This is a genomic window from Marinobacter lipolyticus SM19, assembly GCF_000397065.2.
Lineage (GTDB): Bacteria > Pseudomonadota > Gammaproteobacteria > Pseudomonadales > Oleiphilaceae > Marinobacter > Marinobacter lipolyticus.
Genome location: NZ_KE007325.1, coordinates 297,500 through 313,360 on the forward strand (window position 1 = coordinate 297,500; position 15,861 = coordinate 313,360).

At 58.8% G+C, this 15,861-nt stretch carries 15 protein-coding genes and 1 tRNA gene; 6 read left to right on the top strand and 10 right to left on the bottom strand.

All coding sequences use genetic code 11. The features are described 5' to 3' along the window. Positions 1-178 precede the first annotated feature (178 nt). The 3 genes from MARLIPOL_RS10795 to MARLIPOL_RS10805 are packed head-to-tail and all read left to right on the top strand — an operon-like array spanning position 179 to position 2,808. Positions 179-580: a DUF4398 domain-containing protein gene (locus MARLIPOL_RS10795; protein WP_012138133.1), complete on the top strand. Its 402-nt coding sequence runs from the start codon at positions 179-181 to the stop codon at positions 578-580. Continuing rightward, complete coding sequence (locus tag MARLIPOL_RS10800; RefSeq protein ID WP_012138134.1) at positions 577-1,443, top strand: OmpA family protein; 867 nt, start codon at positions 577-579, stop codon at positions 1,441-1,443. Before MARLIPOL_RS10795 ends, MARLIPOL_RS10800 begins: the two co-directional genes overlap by 4 nt. Positions 1,444-1,446: 3 nt before the next feature. Further along, complete coding sequence (locus MARLIPOL_RS10805) at positions 1,447-2,808, top strand: diguanylate cyclase domain-containing protein (RefSeq protein WP_012138136.1); 1,362 nt, start codon at positions 1,447-1,449, stop codon at positions 2,806-2,808. A 5-nt stretch (positions 2,809-2,813) separates the two neighbouring features. On the opposite strand, the gene MARLIPOL_RS10810 is transcribed toward MARLIPOL_RS10805, so the two are convergent. The 10 genes from MARLIPOL_RS10810 to def form a co-directional block, all read right to left on the bottom strand. Continuing rightward, positions 2,814-3,536, bottom strand: a complete 723-nt coding sequence (locus tag MARLIPOL_RS10810; RefSeq protein WP_012138138.1) for a Crp/Fnr family transcriptional regulator — start codon at positions 3,534-3,536, stop codon at positions 2,814-2,816. 188 nt (positions 3,537-3,724) lie between these two features. Continuing rightward, on the bottom strand, positions 3,725-4,096 hold the full coding sequence (locus tag MARLIPOL_RS10815) for a VOC family protein (protein WP_012138139.1): 372 nt from the start codon (positions 4,094-4,096) through the stop codon (positions 3,725-3,727). A 232-nt stretch (positions 4,097-4,328) separates the two neighbouring features. Further along, positions 4,329-4,405: transfer RNA gene (locus MARLIPOL_RS10820), tRNA-Pro, on the bottom strand. A 35-nt stretch (positions 4,406-4,440) separates the two neighbouring features. Further along, positions 4,441-4,998, bottom strand: coding sequence for a D-glycero-beta-D-manno-heptose 1,7-bisphosphate 7-phosphatase (gene gmhB / locus MARLIPOL_RS10825; RefSeq protein WP_012138140.1), 558 nt, complete (start codon positions 4,996-4,998; stop codon positions 4,441-4,443). A 24-nt stretch (positions 4,999-5,022) separates the two neighbouring features. Next, positions 5,023-7,104, bottom strand: coding sequence for a glycine--tRNA ligase subunit beta (gene glyS, locus MARLIPOL_RS10830; protein WP_012138141.1), 2,082 nt, complete (start codon positions 7,102-7,104; stop codon positions 5,023-5,025). Between the two features lie 2 nt (positions 7,105-7,106). After that, entirely contained in the window at positions 7,107-8,138 is a 1,032-nt protein-coding gene (gene glyQ, locus MARLIPOL_RS10835) for a glycine--tRNA ligase subunit alpha (protein ID WP_036191280.1), read from the bottom strand. A 135-nt stretch (positions 8,139-8,273) separates the two neighbouring features. Further along, positions 8,274-9,677 (bottom strand): Trk system potassium transporter TrkA, encoded by a 1,404-nt coding sequence (gene trkA / locus MARLIPOL_RS10840; RefSeq protein ID WP_012138143.1) that lies wholly within the window; start codon positions 9,675-9,677, stop codon positions 8,274-8,276. Beyond that, positions 9,674-10,975, bottom strand: a complete 1,302-nt coding sequence (gene rsmB / locus MARLIPOL_RS10845) for a 16S rRNA (cytosine(967)-C(5))-methyltransferase RsmB (protein WP_012138145.1) — start codon at positions 10,973-10,975, stop codon at positions 9,674-9,676. Before rsmB ends, trkA begins: the two co-directional genes overlap by 4 nt. After that, positions 10,976-11,911, bottom strand: coding sequence for a methionyl-tRNA formyltransferase (gene fmt, locus MARLIPOL_RS10850; protein WP_012138146.1), 936 nt, complete (start codon positions 11,909-11,911; stop codon positions 10,976-10,978). Positions 11,912-12,033: 122 nt separating this feature from the next. Beyond that, positions 12,034-12,537: a peptide deformylase gene (gene def / locus MARLIPOL_RS10855; protein WP_012138147.1), complete on the bottom strand. Its 504-nt coding sequence runs from the start codon at positions 12,535-12,537 to the stop codon at positions 12,034-12,036. A 361-nt stretch (positions 12,538-12,898) separates the two neighbouring features. Between def and MARLIPOL_RS10860 the strand changes: the two genes are divergently transcribed. The 3 genes from MARLIPOL_RS10860 to MARLIPOL_RS10870 all read left to right on the top strand — a co-directional run bounded on the left by MARLIPOL_RS10860 (position 12,899) and on the right by MARLIPOL_RS10870 (position 15,859). Further along, positions 12,899-13,915, top strand: a complete 1,017-nt coding sequence (locus MARLIPOL_RS10860) for a LysM peptidoglycan-binding domain-containing protein (RefSeq protein WP_012138148.1) — start codon at positions 12,899-12,901, stop codon at positions 13,913-13,915. Between the two features lie 153 nt (positions 13,916-14,068). After that, positions 14,069-15,241, top strand: coding sequence for a DNA-processing protein DprA (gene dprA, locus MARLIPOL_RS10865; protein WP_012138150.1), 1,173 nt, complete (start codon positions 14,069-14,071; stop codon positions 15,239-15,241). Between the two features lie 42 nt (positions 15,242-15,283). Continuing rightward, complete coding sequence (locus MARLIPOL_RS10870; protein ID WP_012138152.1) at positions 15,284-15,859, top strand: L-threonylcarbamoyladenylate synthase; 576 nt, start codon at positions 15,284-15,286, stop codon at positions 15,857-15,859. Positions 15,860-15,861: the final 2 nt, after the last annotated feature.

Here is a 15,861-nt window from a genome sequence, read left to right on the forward strand (position 1 = left end):
ATAGCAAGCGTTGGGTGTTTCAGCACAGGGCGAACCTTTTGTGTGCGTTAGCGAACGGACGGTGTTCGGGCTTGGCCCTAGTGTTAGAGACAAGGAATGTTGTCGGACCGTTATGGCCCGGCCGTGCCCGGAATCATAACAGAGGGCCGGGCCGTTCCGTGGCATAAGGAGCCTCGCTATGAAGACGCACACAATCCGGCGGGCCGCTGAACGTATCGGCCTGTTCACCACTTTGTTTCTTGCAACGCTGACTCTGGTCGCCTGTGCGTCTGCTCCGTTGCCACCGACAGAATCACTGAACGCGGCCAGAGATGCCATTGCCAGTGCGGAACAGGCCGACGCCCGACGCTATGCCGGCGCCGAACTGGAAGAGGCGAACAGGCATCTGGCGGAAGCCGATCAGGCTGTCGAGAAGGAACGGATGACCGAGGCTGACCGCCTGGCCAAACAGGCCCGCGTTGCCGCACAACTGGCAATCGCGAGGACGGAACTGGCGAAGGCCGCCGCAATCAATCGTGAAATGGGGCGAGGCGCCGAGGCTCTGGATGAAGAAATGCAGCGCCAGGGGGATCAGCAATGACTATCTTATCGTTTTTGAAACCGGTTCCAGGCTTAAAAACCGGCGCCGTGGCAGTGCTTTCCTCGGTGCTGCTGACCGCCTGTGCCACATCGCCAACGAGCCCTGATGGCTCCGAGGACGTGCGTGCCAAATTGATGGAGCTGCAACAGAACCCGGACATGATGACCCATGCCCGCATCGAACTGCGTGATGCGGAAGCGGCCGTGCAGCTTGCTGAACAGCCGCTGGATGATGACGAAGCGGCGCTGGCGGCTCACCGTATTTACATGGCCGACCGGATGGTTGAAATTGCCCGTGCCAAAGGCGAGATCGGTCTGCTGGAAGCTGATCGGGCGCTGTTGGGCGAGCAACGCGACGCAGCCAGGCTAGCGGCACGGACTCGTGAGGCCGACCAGGCACACGCCGATGCTGAGAGTGCGCGCAGCGCACAGGCAGATGCCGCCGCCCTGGCTTCCCGTGAAGCAGAGGAATTGCAACGACAGATCGATACCCTGGAGGCCGAAGCGACCGAGCGCGGGTTGGTACTGACCCTGGGCGACGTACTGTTTGCCACCGGGAGCGCGGAGATTCAGGGAGGCACTAACCAGAACCTCGAGAAGCTGGCGAACTTTCTGAAACAGTATCCCGACCGCAATGTGTTGATTGAAGGCCATACGGATAATGTGGGTAGTGCCGCGTTTAATCAGAATCTCTCACGCCAGCGGGCAGAGTCGGTCCGGCGTTTTCTGACGGGCCGGGGCATCGAAAGCCGCAGACTGTCGGTGTACGGATATGGTTTTGAACGACCGGTCGCCATCAACGACAGCGCAACGGGGCGCCAGCAGAACCGCCGTGTTGAAGTCATCATCGAAAACAGGGAGTAGTGCATGCTGCGATATCGCGATTTCTTCCCGATGGCGGCAGACACCCAGGCCAATGCCGGAAAGGGCAAGGGCATTCCACTGAGTGATGCCTTGCCGCTGGGCATTTTGGTGACGGATCAATATGGCAAATGCATCTACAGCAATGCGGCCTACCAGAAACTCTGTGGCTGGACCAGCGACGAGCTGATCGGCTCGCACTGGTGCTCGGTGATCCATCCGCTGGATCATGACAGGATCCTTCGGCACTGGAATGCGGCGGTGCAGGGGCATAAGCCGTTCCTGTGTGAAATGCGGTTAAAACGTGCGAACGGCGAGGTTATCTGGGCCCGCCATAACGCGGCGATGCAGACCGACAATGAGCCCGGCGACGGCTATGTGCATACGATTGAGGACATCAGCACCTACAAAGCCCACGAGAGGGCTGGGCGCAAGGCTGAGGAGCAACTGTATGAGGAAAGGGAGCGCGCCCAGGTGACCCTCGACTCTATCGGTGATGCGGTATTGAGCACCGATATTGACGGGCGTGTTTCCTACATGAACGTGGTGGCGGAGACACTGACCGGCTTCAGCCGCTACGAAGCCATCGGTCGGCCCCTGAGCGACATTTTTCGAGTGGTGGATGCGGGTACCCACAAGCCGAAAGCCGATCCGGCCCGGCGAGCCATTCAGTCAGACAGCATTGTCGCACTGGAAGCGAACGCCCTGTTGGTCGCCAAGGATGGTGTGGAGCTGGCAATCGAGGATTCCGCGGCCCCTATCCACAACCGTTTTGGCGTGGTTGTCGGAGCCGTGATTGTGTTTCACGATGCCCGCTTTTCCCGGGAAACCACCGCCCGCATGGCGTACCTTGCACAGCACGATGAGCTGACCGGCCTGCACAACCGCAGTGCATTCTACGAGCGTTTTGAGCAGTCCCTGGCACTGGCGCGGCGCCACGGCAAACAGATGGGCCTGCTGTTTATTGACCTTGATAATTTCAAGGATATCAATGACGTTCTCGGCCATGGCAGCGGTGATGTTATCCTGGCCGCACTGGCCGGAAAACTGAAGACCTGTGTAAGGGCGGCGGATACTGTTTGCCGCTATGGTGGCGATGAGTTTGTGGTGTTATTGGGCGAGATCGCTCAGCCCGATCACGCCTTTGCCGTCGCCGACAAAATTCGTGAAGCTGTGGCTATCCCCATGGAGATTGATGGGCATAATGTGGCGCTTAAGCTCAGTATTGGGGTGAGCGTGTATCCCGACAACGGGGAAACCGCCAACGAGCTCCTCAAAAAAGCGGATACCGCCATGTACCAGATCAAGATACTGAATCGGCGGCCCGTGATCGGAAATCTGATGCAAGATCCGGAGAGTCGACAGTAACCGGGCTAGTACCTGAAGTTGTCGGGTGCCAGGCGATCGGTTTCCCGTTTCACCACGGCGTAGCATTCACAGCAAAGCGTTTCGAGGCGTGCCCGGTCAAGGACGGTTATGTGACCACGGTGATATTCAATGATGCCTAGTTTCTGCAACTTGCCGGCGGCTTCGGTGACGCCTTCCCAGCGGACGCCCAGCATGTTGGCGATGAGTTCCTGGGTCATCGTCAGCCGGTTGTCCGGGAGGCGATCAAGAGATAACAGTAGCCAGCGGCACAGTTGCTGGTCGATTGAGTGGTGGCGATTACATACAGCGGTCTGGGACATCTGGGTGATCAGCGCCTGGGTATAGCGCAACATCAGGACCCGCACATCGGCATGGTTGTTGAACTCAGCCTTCAGTTCCGTTGAGGGCATCCGGTAAGCGGCCCCCCGGCTTTGCACAATGGAACGGCTGGGGGTGCTGTCTCCTCCCATGAATACCGCAATACCGGCCATGCCTTCGTTACCCACCACCGAGATTTCTGCAGATGCGCCGTTGAGCATCACGTAAAGCAGGGAAATGATGCAGCTGGTGGGGAAATAGACATACTCGATAGGCTGGCCGGATTCGTAAATCACGTCACCCAGATTCAGTTCAATCAGTGTGAGTCGTGGGAATATTCGCTCCTTGGCGCCGTCTGGCAAGGCTGCCAGTAACAGATTCTGCTCGAGGATGGTCGGTGAGACAGTCATATTCACCTCCCTGGCGAAGCTGTGGTTGATGAGAACTGAGCTCATCAGTAACCATGTGACGCTAACACAAAGTCAGCACTCTGGCTTCAATATTATAGCGTAATGGATTCCGCCGTTGTGTCAGACGCAGGTTGTCCGGTCGCCCCGGGAGTTGTTGAAGCAATGGCCCTCACCAGAGGGCCATTGCATTAACCAAAGTGAAAGAAGGCCAGCTTGTTGCCATCCGGGTCTTTCACGTAGGCACCGTAGAACTGGTTCGGAATGCGCTGCCCCGGCTCACCGTCGCAGGTGGCGCCCAGCTCAATGGCCTTGTGGTAGTGGGCATCCACCGCTTCTTTCGAGCCCGGTTGAATGGCCACCATGTTGCCATTGCCCGGGTGGTTGGGCTCACCGTTATACGGCTTACAAACCGCCAGCATGGGGGAGCCCATGTTTTTACCGATGAAGGCGATGCGCTCCATGTCCAGCAGTACCTTTGCGCCCAGATCTGCCAGAAGATCCGAGTAGAATTGCTTGGCTTTCTCCATATCACTGACGCCAAGGGTGACGTATCCAATCATTGTTATTCTCCGGTGTGGTTTGTGTTACAGAATCAGGCAATTGGTTCTATCTTAGTCTATCGAATTGCTCTGTCACCTCGGTCAGACGGATTAAACAGCGATATTTTGATGAACAGCAGCACCAGTTCAGTGATGAATCCGATTAGTTGATGCTGTATTCGCTACAGAATACGCGGCGCCTGAATGGGCACTGTCTTGAGAGCAGAAGGAGTAAGAAGGAAAAGCGGGAAAGTGGTCGGCGTGGCAGGATTCGAACCTGCGACCCCTTCGTCCCGAACGAAGTGCGCTACCAAGCTGCGCCACACGCCGATCAACGGCCGGTATTATACGGATTCGCTCTGGTTTTACCACCCCTCGGCGGATAAAAGCGCATCCGTAAATTTGCTGAGATTATCGTAAATAGCGACTTCTGCATCTGGAATCGGACGTGCGTCCAGGTGCCTTTCTGTATCCAGGCCATTACCGGTTCTGACCAGAACAGGACGACAGCCAGTGGTGTAACCGGCTTCCAGATCCTTTCGGCTGTCACCAACCATCATGGCGCCCTGCAGGCTGTCCAGATGGAAATGATCGCGGATCTGGTCCAGTAAACCGGTCCGTGGTTTGCGGCAGTTGCAGTGCTCATCGGGATGATGCGGACAATAGGCAATGAACTCGATGCAGCCACCCTGGGCTTCAACCAGCTGTTCCAGCTTGTGGTGCATGGCGTCCAGTTCGTCGATGTCATAGTAACCACGGGCGATGCCGGACTGGTTGGTGGCGATGGCGATACAATGCCCGGCATTGCTGAGCCGGGCAATCGCCTCAATGCTGCCGGGAATAGGGATCCACTCATCCGCTGAGCAGATGTAGTTGCCATCGTATTCGTTGATGACCCCATCCCGGTCCAGAATGATCAGCATTGTGCCTTTTCGATTGCCTCTGTATCAGCTTGCCGTGGGCAGTAGCGAGATATCCGCCACCCGCAGGAACAGGTTGCGGAGCTGGTTAAGCATGGCCAGACGGTTGTCACGAATGGCTTCATCTTCTGCCATGACCATGACTTCATCAAAGAAGGTGTCCACCGGCTCGCGCAGGCTGGCCAGTGAGGTCAGCGCAGCGGCATAGTCGCCCTTCTCGAACAGCGGCAGGACGGTGTCTGCCTGTTGGCTGATCTGTTCGGCCAGGGCCTGCTCGGCCTGATCCTGCAACAGACTCTTGTCCACGTTTTCACCGATGGCGTCGCCGCCCTGCTTGGTGAGAATGTTGGACACCCGCTTGTTGGCGCCGGCCAGGGCCAGGGCTTCCGGCAGCTGGCGGAAGGCTTCCACGGCTTTCACCCGACGGTCAAAGTCCAGCGGCTTGGTGGGGCGGCGGGCGTGTACCGACAGGTAGACTTCCGCACCAATGCCCTGTTCTTCATAATGGGCCCGGAAACGCTCCAGCATGTAGTCCACGACGGTGTCGGCGGTGTCCTTCTTAGTGAGTACCGTGAAGTTTTCCTCTGCCCACTGGCAGCAGGTTTGCAAGTCCAGCGGCAGTTCCCGTTCGATGATGATGCGTAGTACACCCAGGGAGGCACGGCGCAAGGCGAACGGGTCGCGGGTACCGGACGGCGGCTGATTGATGCCGAACAGGCCGACCAGAGAGTCCAGGCGGTCGGCGATGGCGACGGCGCAGCCAGTCAATGTGGTGGGCAGATCGTCACCGGCGAAGCGCGGCATGTACTGCTCGTTCAGTGCCTTGGCGACGTCTTCCGGCTCGCCGTCGTTGGTGGCGTAGTACTGGCCCATGATGCCCTGGAGATCGGTGAACTCGAGCACCATCTCGGTGACCAGGTCAGTCTTGGCGAGCATGGCGGCACGCTCGGCCAGGGCCGGATCACTGCCAATGGCGTCGGCAATCTTTCTCGCCAGCGCGGCAACCCGCACGGACTTATCGTAGATACTGCCAAGCTTTTCCTGGAACACGATCGGTTTGAGCTGTTCGATGCGGTCTTCCAGCCGGCTCTTGCGGTCGGTCTCGTAGAAGAAGGCGGCATCCGCCAAGCGGGGGCGGATGACCTTCTCGTTACCGGAGATGACCTGGCTTGGATCCTTGCTGTCCAGGTTGGCCACGGTGATGAACAGGGGCATGATTTCGCCATCTGCGGCAACCACGTGGAAATACTTCTGGTGTTCCTTCATGGAGGACACCAGGGCTTCCGCAGGAACCTCCAGGAAGCGTTCCTCGAACCGGCCCATCAGCGGTACCGGCCATTCATTCAGGGCGGTTACCTCGTCCAGCAGCTCTTCATCAATCACCGCTTTGCCGCCGGCTTCCTTCTCGGCCAGAGTGGTTACACCGGCCCGGATCTGCTCACGGCGCTCGGCGAAATCGGCAATCACATAGCCTTCCTGTTTCAGCACCACCTCATAGTCGCCCGGCGTCGGTACAATCAGGGATTTCGGGCAGTGGAAACGGTGGCCTCGGGTCTTGTTGCCCGGGGTCAGTCCCATGATCGGTGCATCGACCACCTTGTTGCCAAAGAGCATGATCGCCCAGTGCACCGGGCGGACGAATTCGGTGCGGTAGGCACCCCAGCGCATGCGCTTGGGAATCGGCAGGCCGGCCAGGGATTGCTCCACCAGTTCCGGCATCAGTTCAACCGTGGGACGGCCCTTCTCCACCGAACGGTATACCACCCAGGCGCCCTTGTCGGTTTCCAGGGTATCCAGCTGGTCCGGAGTTACACCCAGCGAAGTGGCGAATCCGGTCAGTGCCCGGGTCGGGTTGCCGGCGTCGTCAAACGCGGCTTTCACCGCCGGGCCGCGCTTCTCCACGGACTTGTCCGGCTGGGCATCGGCCAGGTCACGGACGCGCACGGCCAGACGGCGCGGTGCGGCAAAGCTTTCGAGCTTGCCAAAGGCAATGCCGGCGTCTTCCAGGCCTTTGGCAATGCCGGCGGTGAAGGCATCAGAAAGCGGTTTGAGGGCCTTGGGGGGCAGTTCTTCGGTGCCCAGTTCGACCAGAAAATCCTGTGTTGCCATGATTATGCGTTCCCCTGTTCCTGCTGAGCTTTCTTCGCTTTCTTACCCTTTTTGCCTTTGCTATTGGCCTTTTCATCGGCAGCTTCGGCCGCTGCCAGCACTTCCTTGCGCAGCGCCTCGGGCGCCAGCGGGAAGCCGAGCTTGCGACGGCTATCGAAATAGGCCTGGGCCACGGCACGGGCGAGGGTGCGAACACGCAGGATGAAACGTTGACGCTCGGTTACGGAAATGGCGTGACGGGCATCGAGCAGGTTGAAGGTGTGTGAGGCTTTCAGCACCTGCTCATAAGCAGGCAGCGCCAGACCGGCTTCGATCAGACGTGCGCTCTCACGCTCATGGACGTCGAAACTGTGAAACAGGAAGTCGGTGTCTGCATGCTCGAAGTTGTAGGTGGACATTTCCACTTCCTGCTGGTGGAAAACATCGCCGTAGGTGACCACACCGTCCGGACCTTCGGTCCACACCAGGTCGTACACGCTGTCCACACCCTGAAGGTACATGGCGATGCGTTCCAGACCGTAGGTCAGCTCACCGGTGACCGGGAAGCATTCAAGACCGCCCACCTGCTGGAAGTAGGTGAACTGGGTCACTTCCATGCCGTTGAGCCAGATTTCCCATCCCAGGCCCCAGGCGCCCAGTGTGGGTGATTCCCAGTTGTCTTCCACAAAGCGGATGTCGTGAACCAATGGGTCCAGACCCAGCGCCTTCAGGGAATCCAGGTACAGCTCCTGGATGTTATCGGGGGAAGGCTTCAGGACCACCTGGAACTGGTAGTAATGCTGCAGGCGGTTCGGGTTCTCGCCATAGCGCCCGTCGGTGGGACGGCGGCTGGGCTGAACGTAGGCGGCGTTCCAGGTTTCCGGACCAATGGAGCGCAGAAAGGTCGCCGGGTGAAAAGTACCCGCACCCACTTCCATATCCAGTGGCTGGAGTACCACGCAGCCATGCTGCGCCCAGAAGTTCTGCAGGGCGAGAATCAGGCCCTGGAAGGTTTTGACGTCCGGGGTATTGTGAGAAGTTGCCTTGTCTGTCACGACGATTGCCTGCTGATCGGTCTGTGTGTGGTGCCCCGTTACATGGTCGGGGTACTCTGAAAAAAGGCGCATTATACGCTGGCCAAACGTGTATTTCTAAGTGGCGTTCACAACCTTGTTTTTGCGGTGTTTCTGCTAGAAGAACGTGAGACCCACCTGGAACAGCTTTTCCACGTCCCGGATCCGGGTTTTGTCCACCAGGAACAGGATGACATGATCGTCCGGCTGCACCCTCAGGTGATCGTGGGCGATCAGTACTTCGTTATGGCGCACGATGGCGCCGATGGTGGTGCCTTCGGGCAGTGCGATCTCGTCCAGGCGCTTGCCCACCACCTTGGAGGAGCGATGATCACCGTGGGCAATGGCCTCAATGGCCTCGGCGGCACCCCGACGCAGTGAGTGAACGTTCACCACATCGCCGCGACGCACATGGGTCAGCAGGCTGCCGATGGTGGTCTGCTGGGGTGAGATGGCTACGTCAATGTCACCGCCCTGGATCAGATCGACGTAGTCGGGGTTGTTGATCAGGGTCAGTACCTTGCGGGCGCCGAGGCGTTTGGCCAGCAGCGATGCCATGATGTTGGCTTCGTCGTCATTGGTGACAGCGCAGAACACGTCGGTATTCTCGATGTTCTCTTCCAGCAGGATATCCTTGTTGGCAGCGTTACCCTCCAGCACCACCGTTTTGCGCAGGTTTTCCGACAGCATCACGCAGCGTTCTCGGTTTCGATCGAGCAGTTTGACCTGATAGCGGTTTTCCAGGGTATGCGCGAGGCGCTGGCCGATATTGCCGCCGCCGCAGATGAAGATGCGCTTATAGGGTTTCTCCAGCGGCTGGAGTTCACTCATCACCGAGCGGATGTGGTCGGAGGCGGCAATGAAGAACACCTCGTCGCCGTCTTCAATGACGGTGTCACCCTGGGGCATGATGGCCCGGTTTTTACGGAAGATGGCCGCTACGCGAGTGTCGATCTTGGGCATGTGGGTGCGCAGGTAAGATAACTCGTGACCCACCAGTGGGCCCCCTTCTGTCGCGCGAATGGCAACCAGTCGGGTGAGGCCTTTGGAGAATTCCAGTACCTGCAGGGCGCCCGGGTATTCGATCAATCGGGTAATGTGTTTGGTGACCAGATGTTCCGGACTGATCAGGACGTCGATGGGAAAGCCACGCAGGCTGTCCAGATCCTTTTTCTGCTCCCGTTGGTAAAACAGCTCGGTTTTCGCCAGGTAGGCATTGGCCCGGACCCGGCAGATGGTCGTTGGCGTTTTGTAGAGCAGCTTGGCGACCTGGCAGGCCACCATGTTGGTCTCGTCGCTGTTGGTGACGGCGATGATCATGTCGCCATCTTCCGCGCCGGCCTGCCTCAGTACCGTGGGAAAGGATGCCTTGCCCTGCACCGTGCGAATGTCGAGGCGATCCTGAAGCTCCCGCAGGCGGGTGCTGTCACTGTCGATCACGGTTATGTCATTGGCTTCGTTAGCCAGGTTTTCCGCCAGTGTGCCGCCGACCTGGCCAGCACCGAGAATCAGGATTTTCATAGCTCAGGTTTCTCCAGCACGGCGTAGAAGAAGCCGTCGTGGCTGTCGGGATTCGGTAACAGTTGTCTGCCTGCCGTCATATCGCGTCCCCAGGTGACGTCCGGGTCCACCAGCGTTACATCGGAACGTTGTTTGAGGAATCGCTGGATTATACGGTGATTTTCCTGGGGGAACACGGAACAGGTGGCATAAACCAACCGGCCCTCGGGTTTGAGAATCTGCCACATGGCGTCCAGCAAACCGAGCTGGATCGACGCGAGGGGCACGATATCCGACTCCCGTCGCAGCAGTTTGATGTCCGGATGACGGCGGATGACACCGCTGGCACTGCAGGGAACATCCAGCAGGATGCGGTCAAACGGCTGGCCATTCCACCACTGATCGATATCAGCCGCGTCTGCTTCCTGCAGGTTGGCCCGCAGATCGAGGCGGTCCAGGTTTTCCTGTACCCGCGGTAGGCGCTCGGCGGATTCGTCGATGGCGACGACTTCCTCAAGTTCGCCGCACGCTTCGAGTATGGCGCAGGTCTTGCCGCCCGGCGCTGCGCAGGCGTCCAGTACCCGCTGACCGGGCGCGAGATCCAGCAGTGTGGTGCACAACTGGGCGGCTTCGTCCTGAACACTGACGGCACCGTCGGCAAACCACGGCAGGCGATCAACCGGCACCGGCGTGTCCAGCTGGATGCCGTGAGGCGCAAACGCGGTGGCCTGAGCCTGTATGCCGGCTTCGGCGAGCTGGCGAAGGTAGTCTTCACGGGAAAACCTCAGGGCGTTGACCCTCAGGGTCATGGGGGCCTGGGCGTTATTGGCAGCGAGAATGGCCGTCCAGTCATCGGGCCAGTTATGACGCAGTTTTTCCACCATCCAGACCGGATGACTGAAGCGGGCGGCATCGCTCGTGGGCTCGGGGGCGCCGTCCCTTTCGGCGCCGCGTAACACCCCATTGACCAGGCCGGTCAGGTTGGGCTTGCCAAGGGCGCGACAGGCTTCCACTGTCTCATTCAGCACGGCGTAGGTGGCCTGCTGGCTGTAGCGCAGTTGAAACAGCGCCACCAGCATCAGGTGGTGCACTACCCGGTCCTGTTTGCGCAGGGGCTTTTTCAGGCGTTGATCCAGTTCATCCTCAAGGCGGTGAAACCAGCGGCAGGTGCCGTAACAGATCGCCTGCAGTTCCGGACGCTCGTTCGGTGCCAGCTGATTCAGGGCTGGCGGCAGGCACTGGGTCAGTGACTGACCATTCTCCACCGATTGCAGCACACGGGCGGCCAGGGCTCGCATGGGCTGACTGCGGTCGTTCATTCAGTGCAGCTCCTGGCCGGGCAGTAACAGTTCCTTACCGCCATTGATCAGGTCGTTGGCGGTCTGGGCGCGGGCGCCGGGCAGTTGCAGGCTGGTGATTCGGAGCACACCGCTACCGCAGGCTACGTCGATGCCGTCCCGTTCCCGTTGCAATACGGTGCCCGGAGTCTTGTCGGACGATTCGTTCAGGGTTTGGGCGCGATGGAGGCGAATACGCTGGTCATTGAGATCGGTGTAGGTGCCGGGCCAGGGATTGAAGGCGCGAATCAGCCGCTCGATGGTCGCGGCTTCGGCGGACCAGTCAATGTGGCCTTCATCCTTGGACAACTTATGGGCGTAGCAGGCCTGGTCGTCGTTTTGCGCCTCTCCCTGCAGTTCGCCTTTTTTCAGCAGTGCCAGTGCCTTGACGATGGCCTCTCCGCCCATGTCCGCGAGACGATCGTGGAGACTGCCGCCGGTATCGTCGGCTTCAATAGCGGTCACCGCTTTCAGCACCATGGCACCGGTGTCCAGGCCCTCATCCATCTGCATGATGGTGATACCGGTTTCCTTGTCCCCGGCGGCAATGGCGCGGTGAATAGGCGCGGCACCACGCCAGCGTGGTAACAGCGAGGCATGGATGTTGAGGCAGCCGTGGGTGGGGATCTCCAGCACCGCCTTGGGCAGGATCAGGCCATAGGCGGCCACAATCATCACATCCGCCTCAAGGCTGCGGAGTTCGTTCTGGGCTTCCGTCGTTTTCAGGCTTTCAGGCTGAAAGACAGGGATGGTGGCGTCCAGCGCGACCTGTTTCACCGGGCTTGGGGTCAGTTTGCGGCCTCGACCGGCAGGACGATCGGGCTGGGAATAGACGCCCACCACGTTATGATGGCTGGCCAGAAGAGCTTTGAGAGCGGTGGCTGCAAAATCCGGGGTGCCGGCAAACACGATTCGCACGGTGATATTGTCTCTGTTCCGTTGAATACGAAAAGACCGGGTATCTACCCGGTCCGTTAATTCTGGCTGTTGTCACTGAGGTCCGAGTGCTGAGAAACAGGACCGGGAAAATTTACGGGCGCTCAGGCACTCTTCTTGTGAAGCTTTTCCAGTTTCTTGCGGATTCGATTGCGCTTCAGGGCGCTCAGGTAATCCACGAACAGCTTACCATTGAGGTGATCCATTTCGTGCTGGATACACACGGCCAGCAGGCCGCGGGCTTCAAGTTCAAAGGGCTTGCCGTCACGATCAAGGGCACGGATCATGCAGTGCTCGATCCGTGAAACGTCCTCATAGAAACCAGGCACTGACAGGCAGCCTTCCTGCATGTCCTCCAGTTCACCGTCCAGCACTTCCACTTCCGGGTTGATGAACACCCGTGGCTCGCTCTTGTCCTCGGACAGATCCATCACGATGATCTGTTTGTGAACGTTCACCTGGGTCGCTGCGAGGCCAATGCCGGGCGCATCGTACATGGTCTCGAACATGTCGTCGATGAGCTTTCGGTCGGCGTCAGTCACCTCATCCACCGGCTTGGCAACGGTGCGCAGACGGGGATCCGGGTATTCGAGAATTTCTAATATCATATTGCTCGTACTTTTGACCTGTGAATGACCTGTGAACCTGCATCACACCGTTATGATTTGTAACAGTGTGACTGCCATCTCCGAAATGCGACAGTGTACTGCGCATATTTCTCTACCGGGGCTATTATGACCGGAGGCTTACATTATCCCCCATCTTGACGATTGAGTACAAACTGATCAGTTAATAGTTAAAATCTCTTGACGGTGGAGTAGAATTTACTGGAAGAACAAAAGATAACATCACAATTTGCGAGACTTCTTCTATAGTATCGGAATCGGCAACGTAATATGCTGCATCCGACAGGCTGCATATCAAGAACAGAAGCCATCGATTCAAGGCACGCGATCAAGGACTTACACAATGAGGAAACTGCTGTACGCTCTGGCAGCAAGTATGCTGCTGCTAACCTCCTGGGCCCATGCACAACCGGAGCTCAGGGCCGATCATCCCGAGCGTTACACTGTCGTGAAGGGTGACACCCTGTGGGACATTTCTGCCCGTTTTCTGAAGGATCCCTGGCAATGGCCGGAGATCTGGCACGTCAATCCCCAGGTGCAGAATCCTCATCTGATCTACCCGGGCGACCGTCTTGCGCTGGTTTATATCGATGGCCAACCACGCCTGACCAAGGTAGCAAGCAATGGGGTGGTGAAATTATCACCGCGGGTGCGCTCTGAGCCGATTGATACGCCGATCCCGGCGATCCCGCTGGATGCGATCAGCAGCTTCCTGTCGGAGACCCGTATCGTCTCTGCCGAGGAAATCAACGGCGCCCCCTACGTGCTGGAAGGTGAAGACGGCCGTATCATCACCGGTGCCGGTGACCGTATCTACGCTCGTGGTGAAAAGCCGGCAGACAAGGTGGGCGTTTTCCGTCGCAGCCAGGAGTTCCGGGATCCCGACACCGGTGAATTCCTGGGCCTGGAGGCACGCAGCATCGCCAAGGGTGAGGTCAGCGCTGAGAATGATGATGTACTGACACTGAAACTCACCAAGTCCAGCGAAGAGGTACGTATCGGGGATCGGCTGCTGGTCAGCGAGGACCGACGCCTGACGACTCAGTTCGTGCCGAGTTCTCCGGATGAAGAAGTTGAAGGCGAGATGATTTCCGTCGAAGGCGGTGTCAACCAGATCGGCCAGTTCAATGTGGTCGCAATTAACCGCGGCGAACGCGAAGGCCTGAAACCGGGCAATGTGATGGCAGTGCTGAAAAGTGGCAACCTGGTACGTGACCCGGTCACCAATGAGACCATCAAGCTGCCGTCCGAGCGGGCTGGTCTGTTGATGGTATTCCAGACCTACGAAAAAATGAGCTATGGTCTGATTCTTCAGGCTACCCGCCCCTTGTCGGTTGGGGATAAGGTCACCAATCCCTGAGGAACGGTCCTCGCCTGAACGCAGACCCCGCAACGGGAGCCCATTATTGGCTCCCGTTTTTTATGACATAATCATCGCCGGCGGTGCCAGGAAGGCAAACGCCGGAATGCAGTCCCGATACTGCAGTTTCAACCAGCCAGGGAAGGATGGCCCATGCCCGATGTACCTACGGTTCTAACGTTGCCGGAGACTTCCTCCGATATTTTCCACTGTGCGGCAAGTCCATGGTTGATGCTGTCCTGTCTGCCGAAATTCGGTGTACGCCGTCGTCAGGCCGCGTTGTCCGCATTGACTGACCTCACCGCTTTGCTTGGCGCCAGTGTGGCCACCTTGAAAGCCATTGGCCTGACCACCGAAAGCATAGAGCCCATCCAGGCGTGGCAGCGGCAGGACCGGAATCACCCGGTGGTGGCGCAGGTTCTCCGGATATGGAATGAATGCCGGATCCAGGGAATCCGGCTGATAACACCGGGCGATGACGATTACCCCGAGCCCTTGCGTCACATTCACGATGCCCCTCTGGTGCTTTACTGTCTTGGACGCCGTGACCTGTTGGCGCGAGACCAGATTGGCATGGTGGGCAGTCGCAATGCCACCAGGGCCGGCCTGGACCACGCGCGGAAATTTGCCGCGGCGCTCGGCGACCAGGGATTCCTGGTAACCAGTGGCCTCGCGTTGGGAATTGATGGCGCCGCCCATGCGGGAGCATTGGATGCAGGTCACCCCACCCTGGCGGTCATTGGCAGTGGTTTTGATCGGTTGTATCCCAGCCAGCACCGCAAGCTCGCCGAACGAATTATCGATCAGGGTTTGCTGATCTCGGAATATCCTCCCGGTGTCCGTGCCCGGGCCGCCCACTTTCCCCAGCGGAACCGCATCATCAGTGGCATGAGTCGAGGCGTTCTGGTGGTGGAAGCGGGCCTGAAAAGCGGGTCGCTGATTACCGCTCGGCTGGCTCTGGAACAGGGGCGGGAAGTGTTTGCCATCCCCGGATCCGTCCACAGTCCGGTGGCCCGGGGCTGTCATCACCTGATCAAACAGGGTGCCCGCCTGGTGGAAACCGTGGATGATGTGCTGGAAGAGCTTGGCGCCTGGTGGTCCCCTTCCCTTGTGGCTGAATCCGCGGAGAGCCAGCAGGCCTTGGCGACGGATCTGGATGCCAGGGAAATCGCGGTGCTGAAGGCTTTAGGGTATGATCCGCAATCAACCGATCAACTCTGTTCGGAAACCGGATTGCCCGCCGACCAGCTGATGCAGTCGCTGTTGTTGCTGGAGTTACAGGGGCTGGTCAGTTCGGTACCGGGTGGATTCCAGAAAATTGCATGAGCCGGGCCGTTCCGGCAACGACGTATCAGAGTGAATGAACCCATGCCACACTCATCCACACCCTTGACTGACTGGCAACTGCACTGCGCTCGCCGTACGCTGCTGCAGGGCGGTGTCATTGCCTATCCCACAGAAGCTGTGTGGGGGCTCGGTTGCGATCCCTGGGATGTGCAGGCGGTCGACAGGATTCTCGATCTCAAGCGACGGCCCATGGAGAAGGGCGTGATTCTGGTCGCATCCTCCATTGAGCAGGTGCGTTTCCTGTTGGATCCCCTGCCCCTTGAATTGCAGAGGGAAGCCGAGAAGCACTGGCCCGGTCCGGTCACCTGCCTGTTACCTGATGTAGAACGCCAGATACCGGAGTGGGTGCGCGGTCGCCATAGTTCCATAGCGGTGCGGGTCAGCGATCATCCCGTGGTTCGCGCGCTCTGTAATGCCGCCGGCATGCCGCTGGTGTCCACGTCCTGCAATCCGGCCGGACGGCAGCCAGCCCGCTCCATCTGGCAGGTTCGCCGTTATTTTGGTGATGAGCTGGACTGGATCGTACCCGGTGATCTGGGTGGCAGTCGCCAGCCCAGCCGTATTCTGGATATCGTCAGCGGCCGTCAATTGCGTTAGGA

Coding starts and splice junctions, on each gene's coding strand:
- MARLIPOL_RS10795 (WP_012138133.1), top strand. CDS start 179: ATGAAGACGCACACAATCCGGCGGGCCGCTGAACGTATCGGCCTGTTC.
- MARLIPOL_RS10800 (WP_012138134.1), top strand. CDS start 577: ATGACTATCTTATCGTTTTTGAAACCGGTTCCAGGCTTAAAAACCGGC.
- MARLIPOL_RS10805 (WP_012138136.1), top strand. CDS start 1,447: ATGCTGCGATATCGCGATTTCTTCCCGATGGCGGCAGACACCCAGGCC.
- MARLIPOL_RS10810 (WP_012138138.1), bottom strand. CDS start 3,536: ATGACTGTCTCACCGACCATCCTCGAGCAGAATCTGTTACTGGCAGCC.
- MARLIPOL_RS10815 (WP_012138139.1), bottom strand. CDS start 4,096: ATGATTGGATACGTCACCCTTGGCGTCAGTGATATGGAGAAAGCCAAG.
- gmhB (WP_012138140.1), bottom strand. CDS start 4,998: ATGCTGATCATTCTGGACCGGGATGGGGTCATCAACGAATACGATGGC.
- glyS (WP_012138141.1), bottom strand. CDS start 7,104: ATGGCAACACAGGATTTTCTGGTCGAACTGGGCACCGAAGAACTGCCC.
- trkA (WP_012138143.1), bottom strand. CDS start 9,677: ATGAAAATCCTGATTCTCGGTGCTGGCCAGGTCGGCGGCACACTGGCG.
- rsmB (WP_012138145.1), bottom strand. CDS start 10,975: ATGAACGACCGCAGTCAGCCCATGCGAGCCCTGGCCGCCCGTGTGCTG.
- def (WP_012138147.1), bottom strand. CDS start 12,537: ATGATATTAGAAATTCTCGAATACCCGGATCCCCGTCTGCGCACCGTT.
- MARLIPOL_RS10860 (WP_012138148.1), top strand. CDS start 12,899: ATGAGGAAACTGCTGTACGCTCTGGCAGCAAGTATGCTGCTGCTAACC.
- dprA (WP_012138150.1), top strand. CDS start 14,069: ATGCCCGATGTACCTACGGTTCTAACGTTGCCGGAGACTTCCTCCGAT.
- MARLIPOL_RS10870 (WP_012138152.1), top strand. CDS start 15,284: ATGCCACACTCATCCACACCCTTGACTGACTGGCAACTGCACTGCGCT.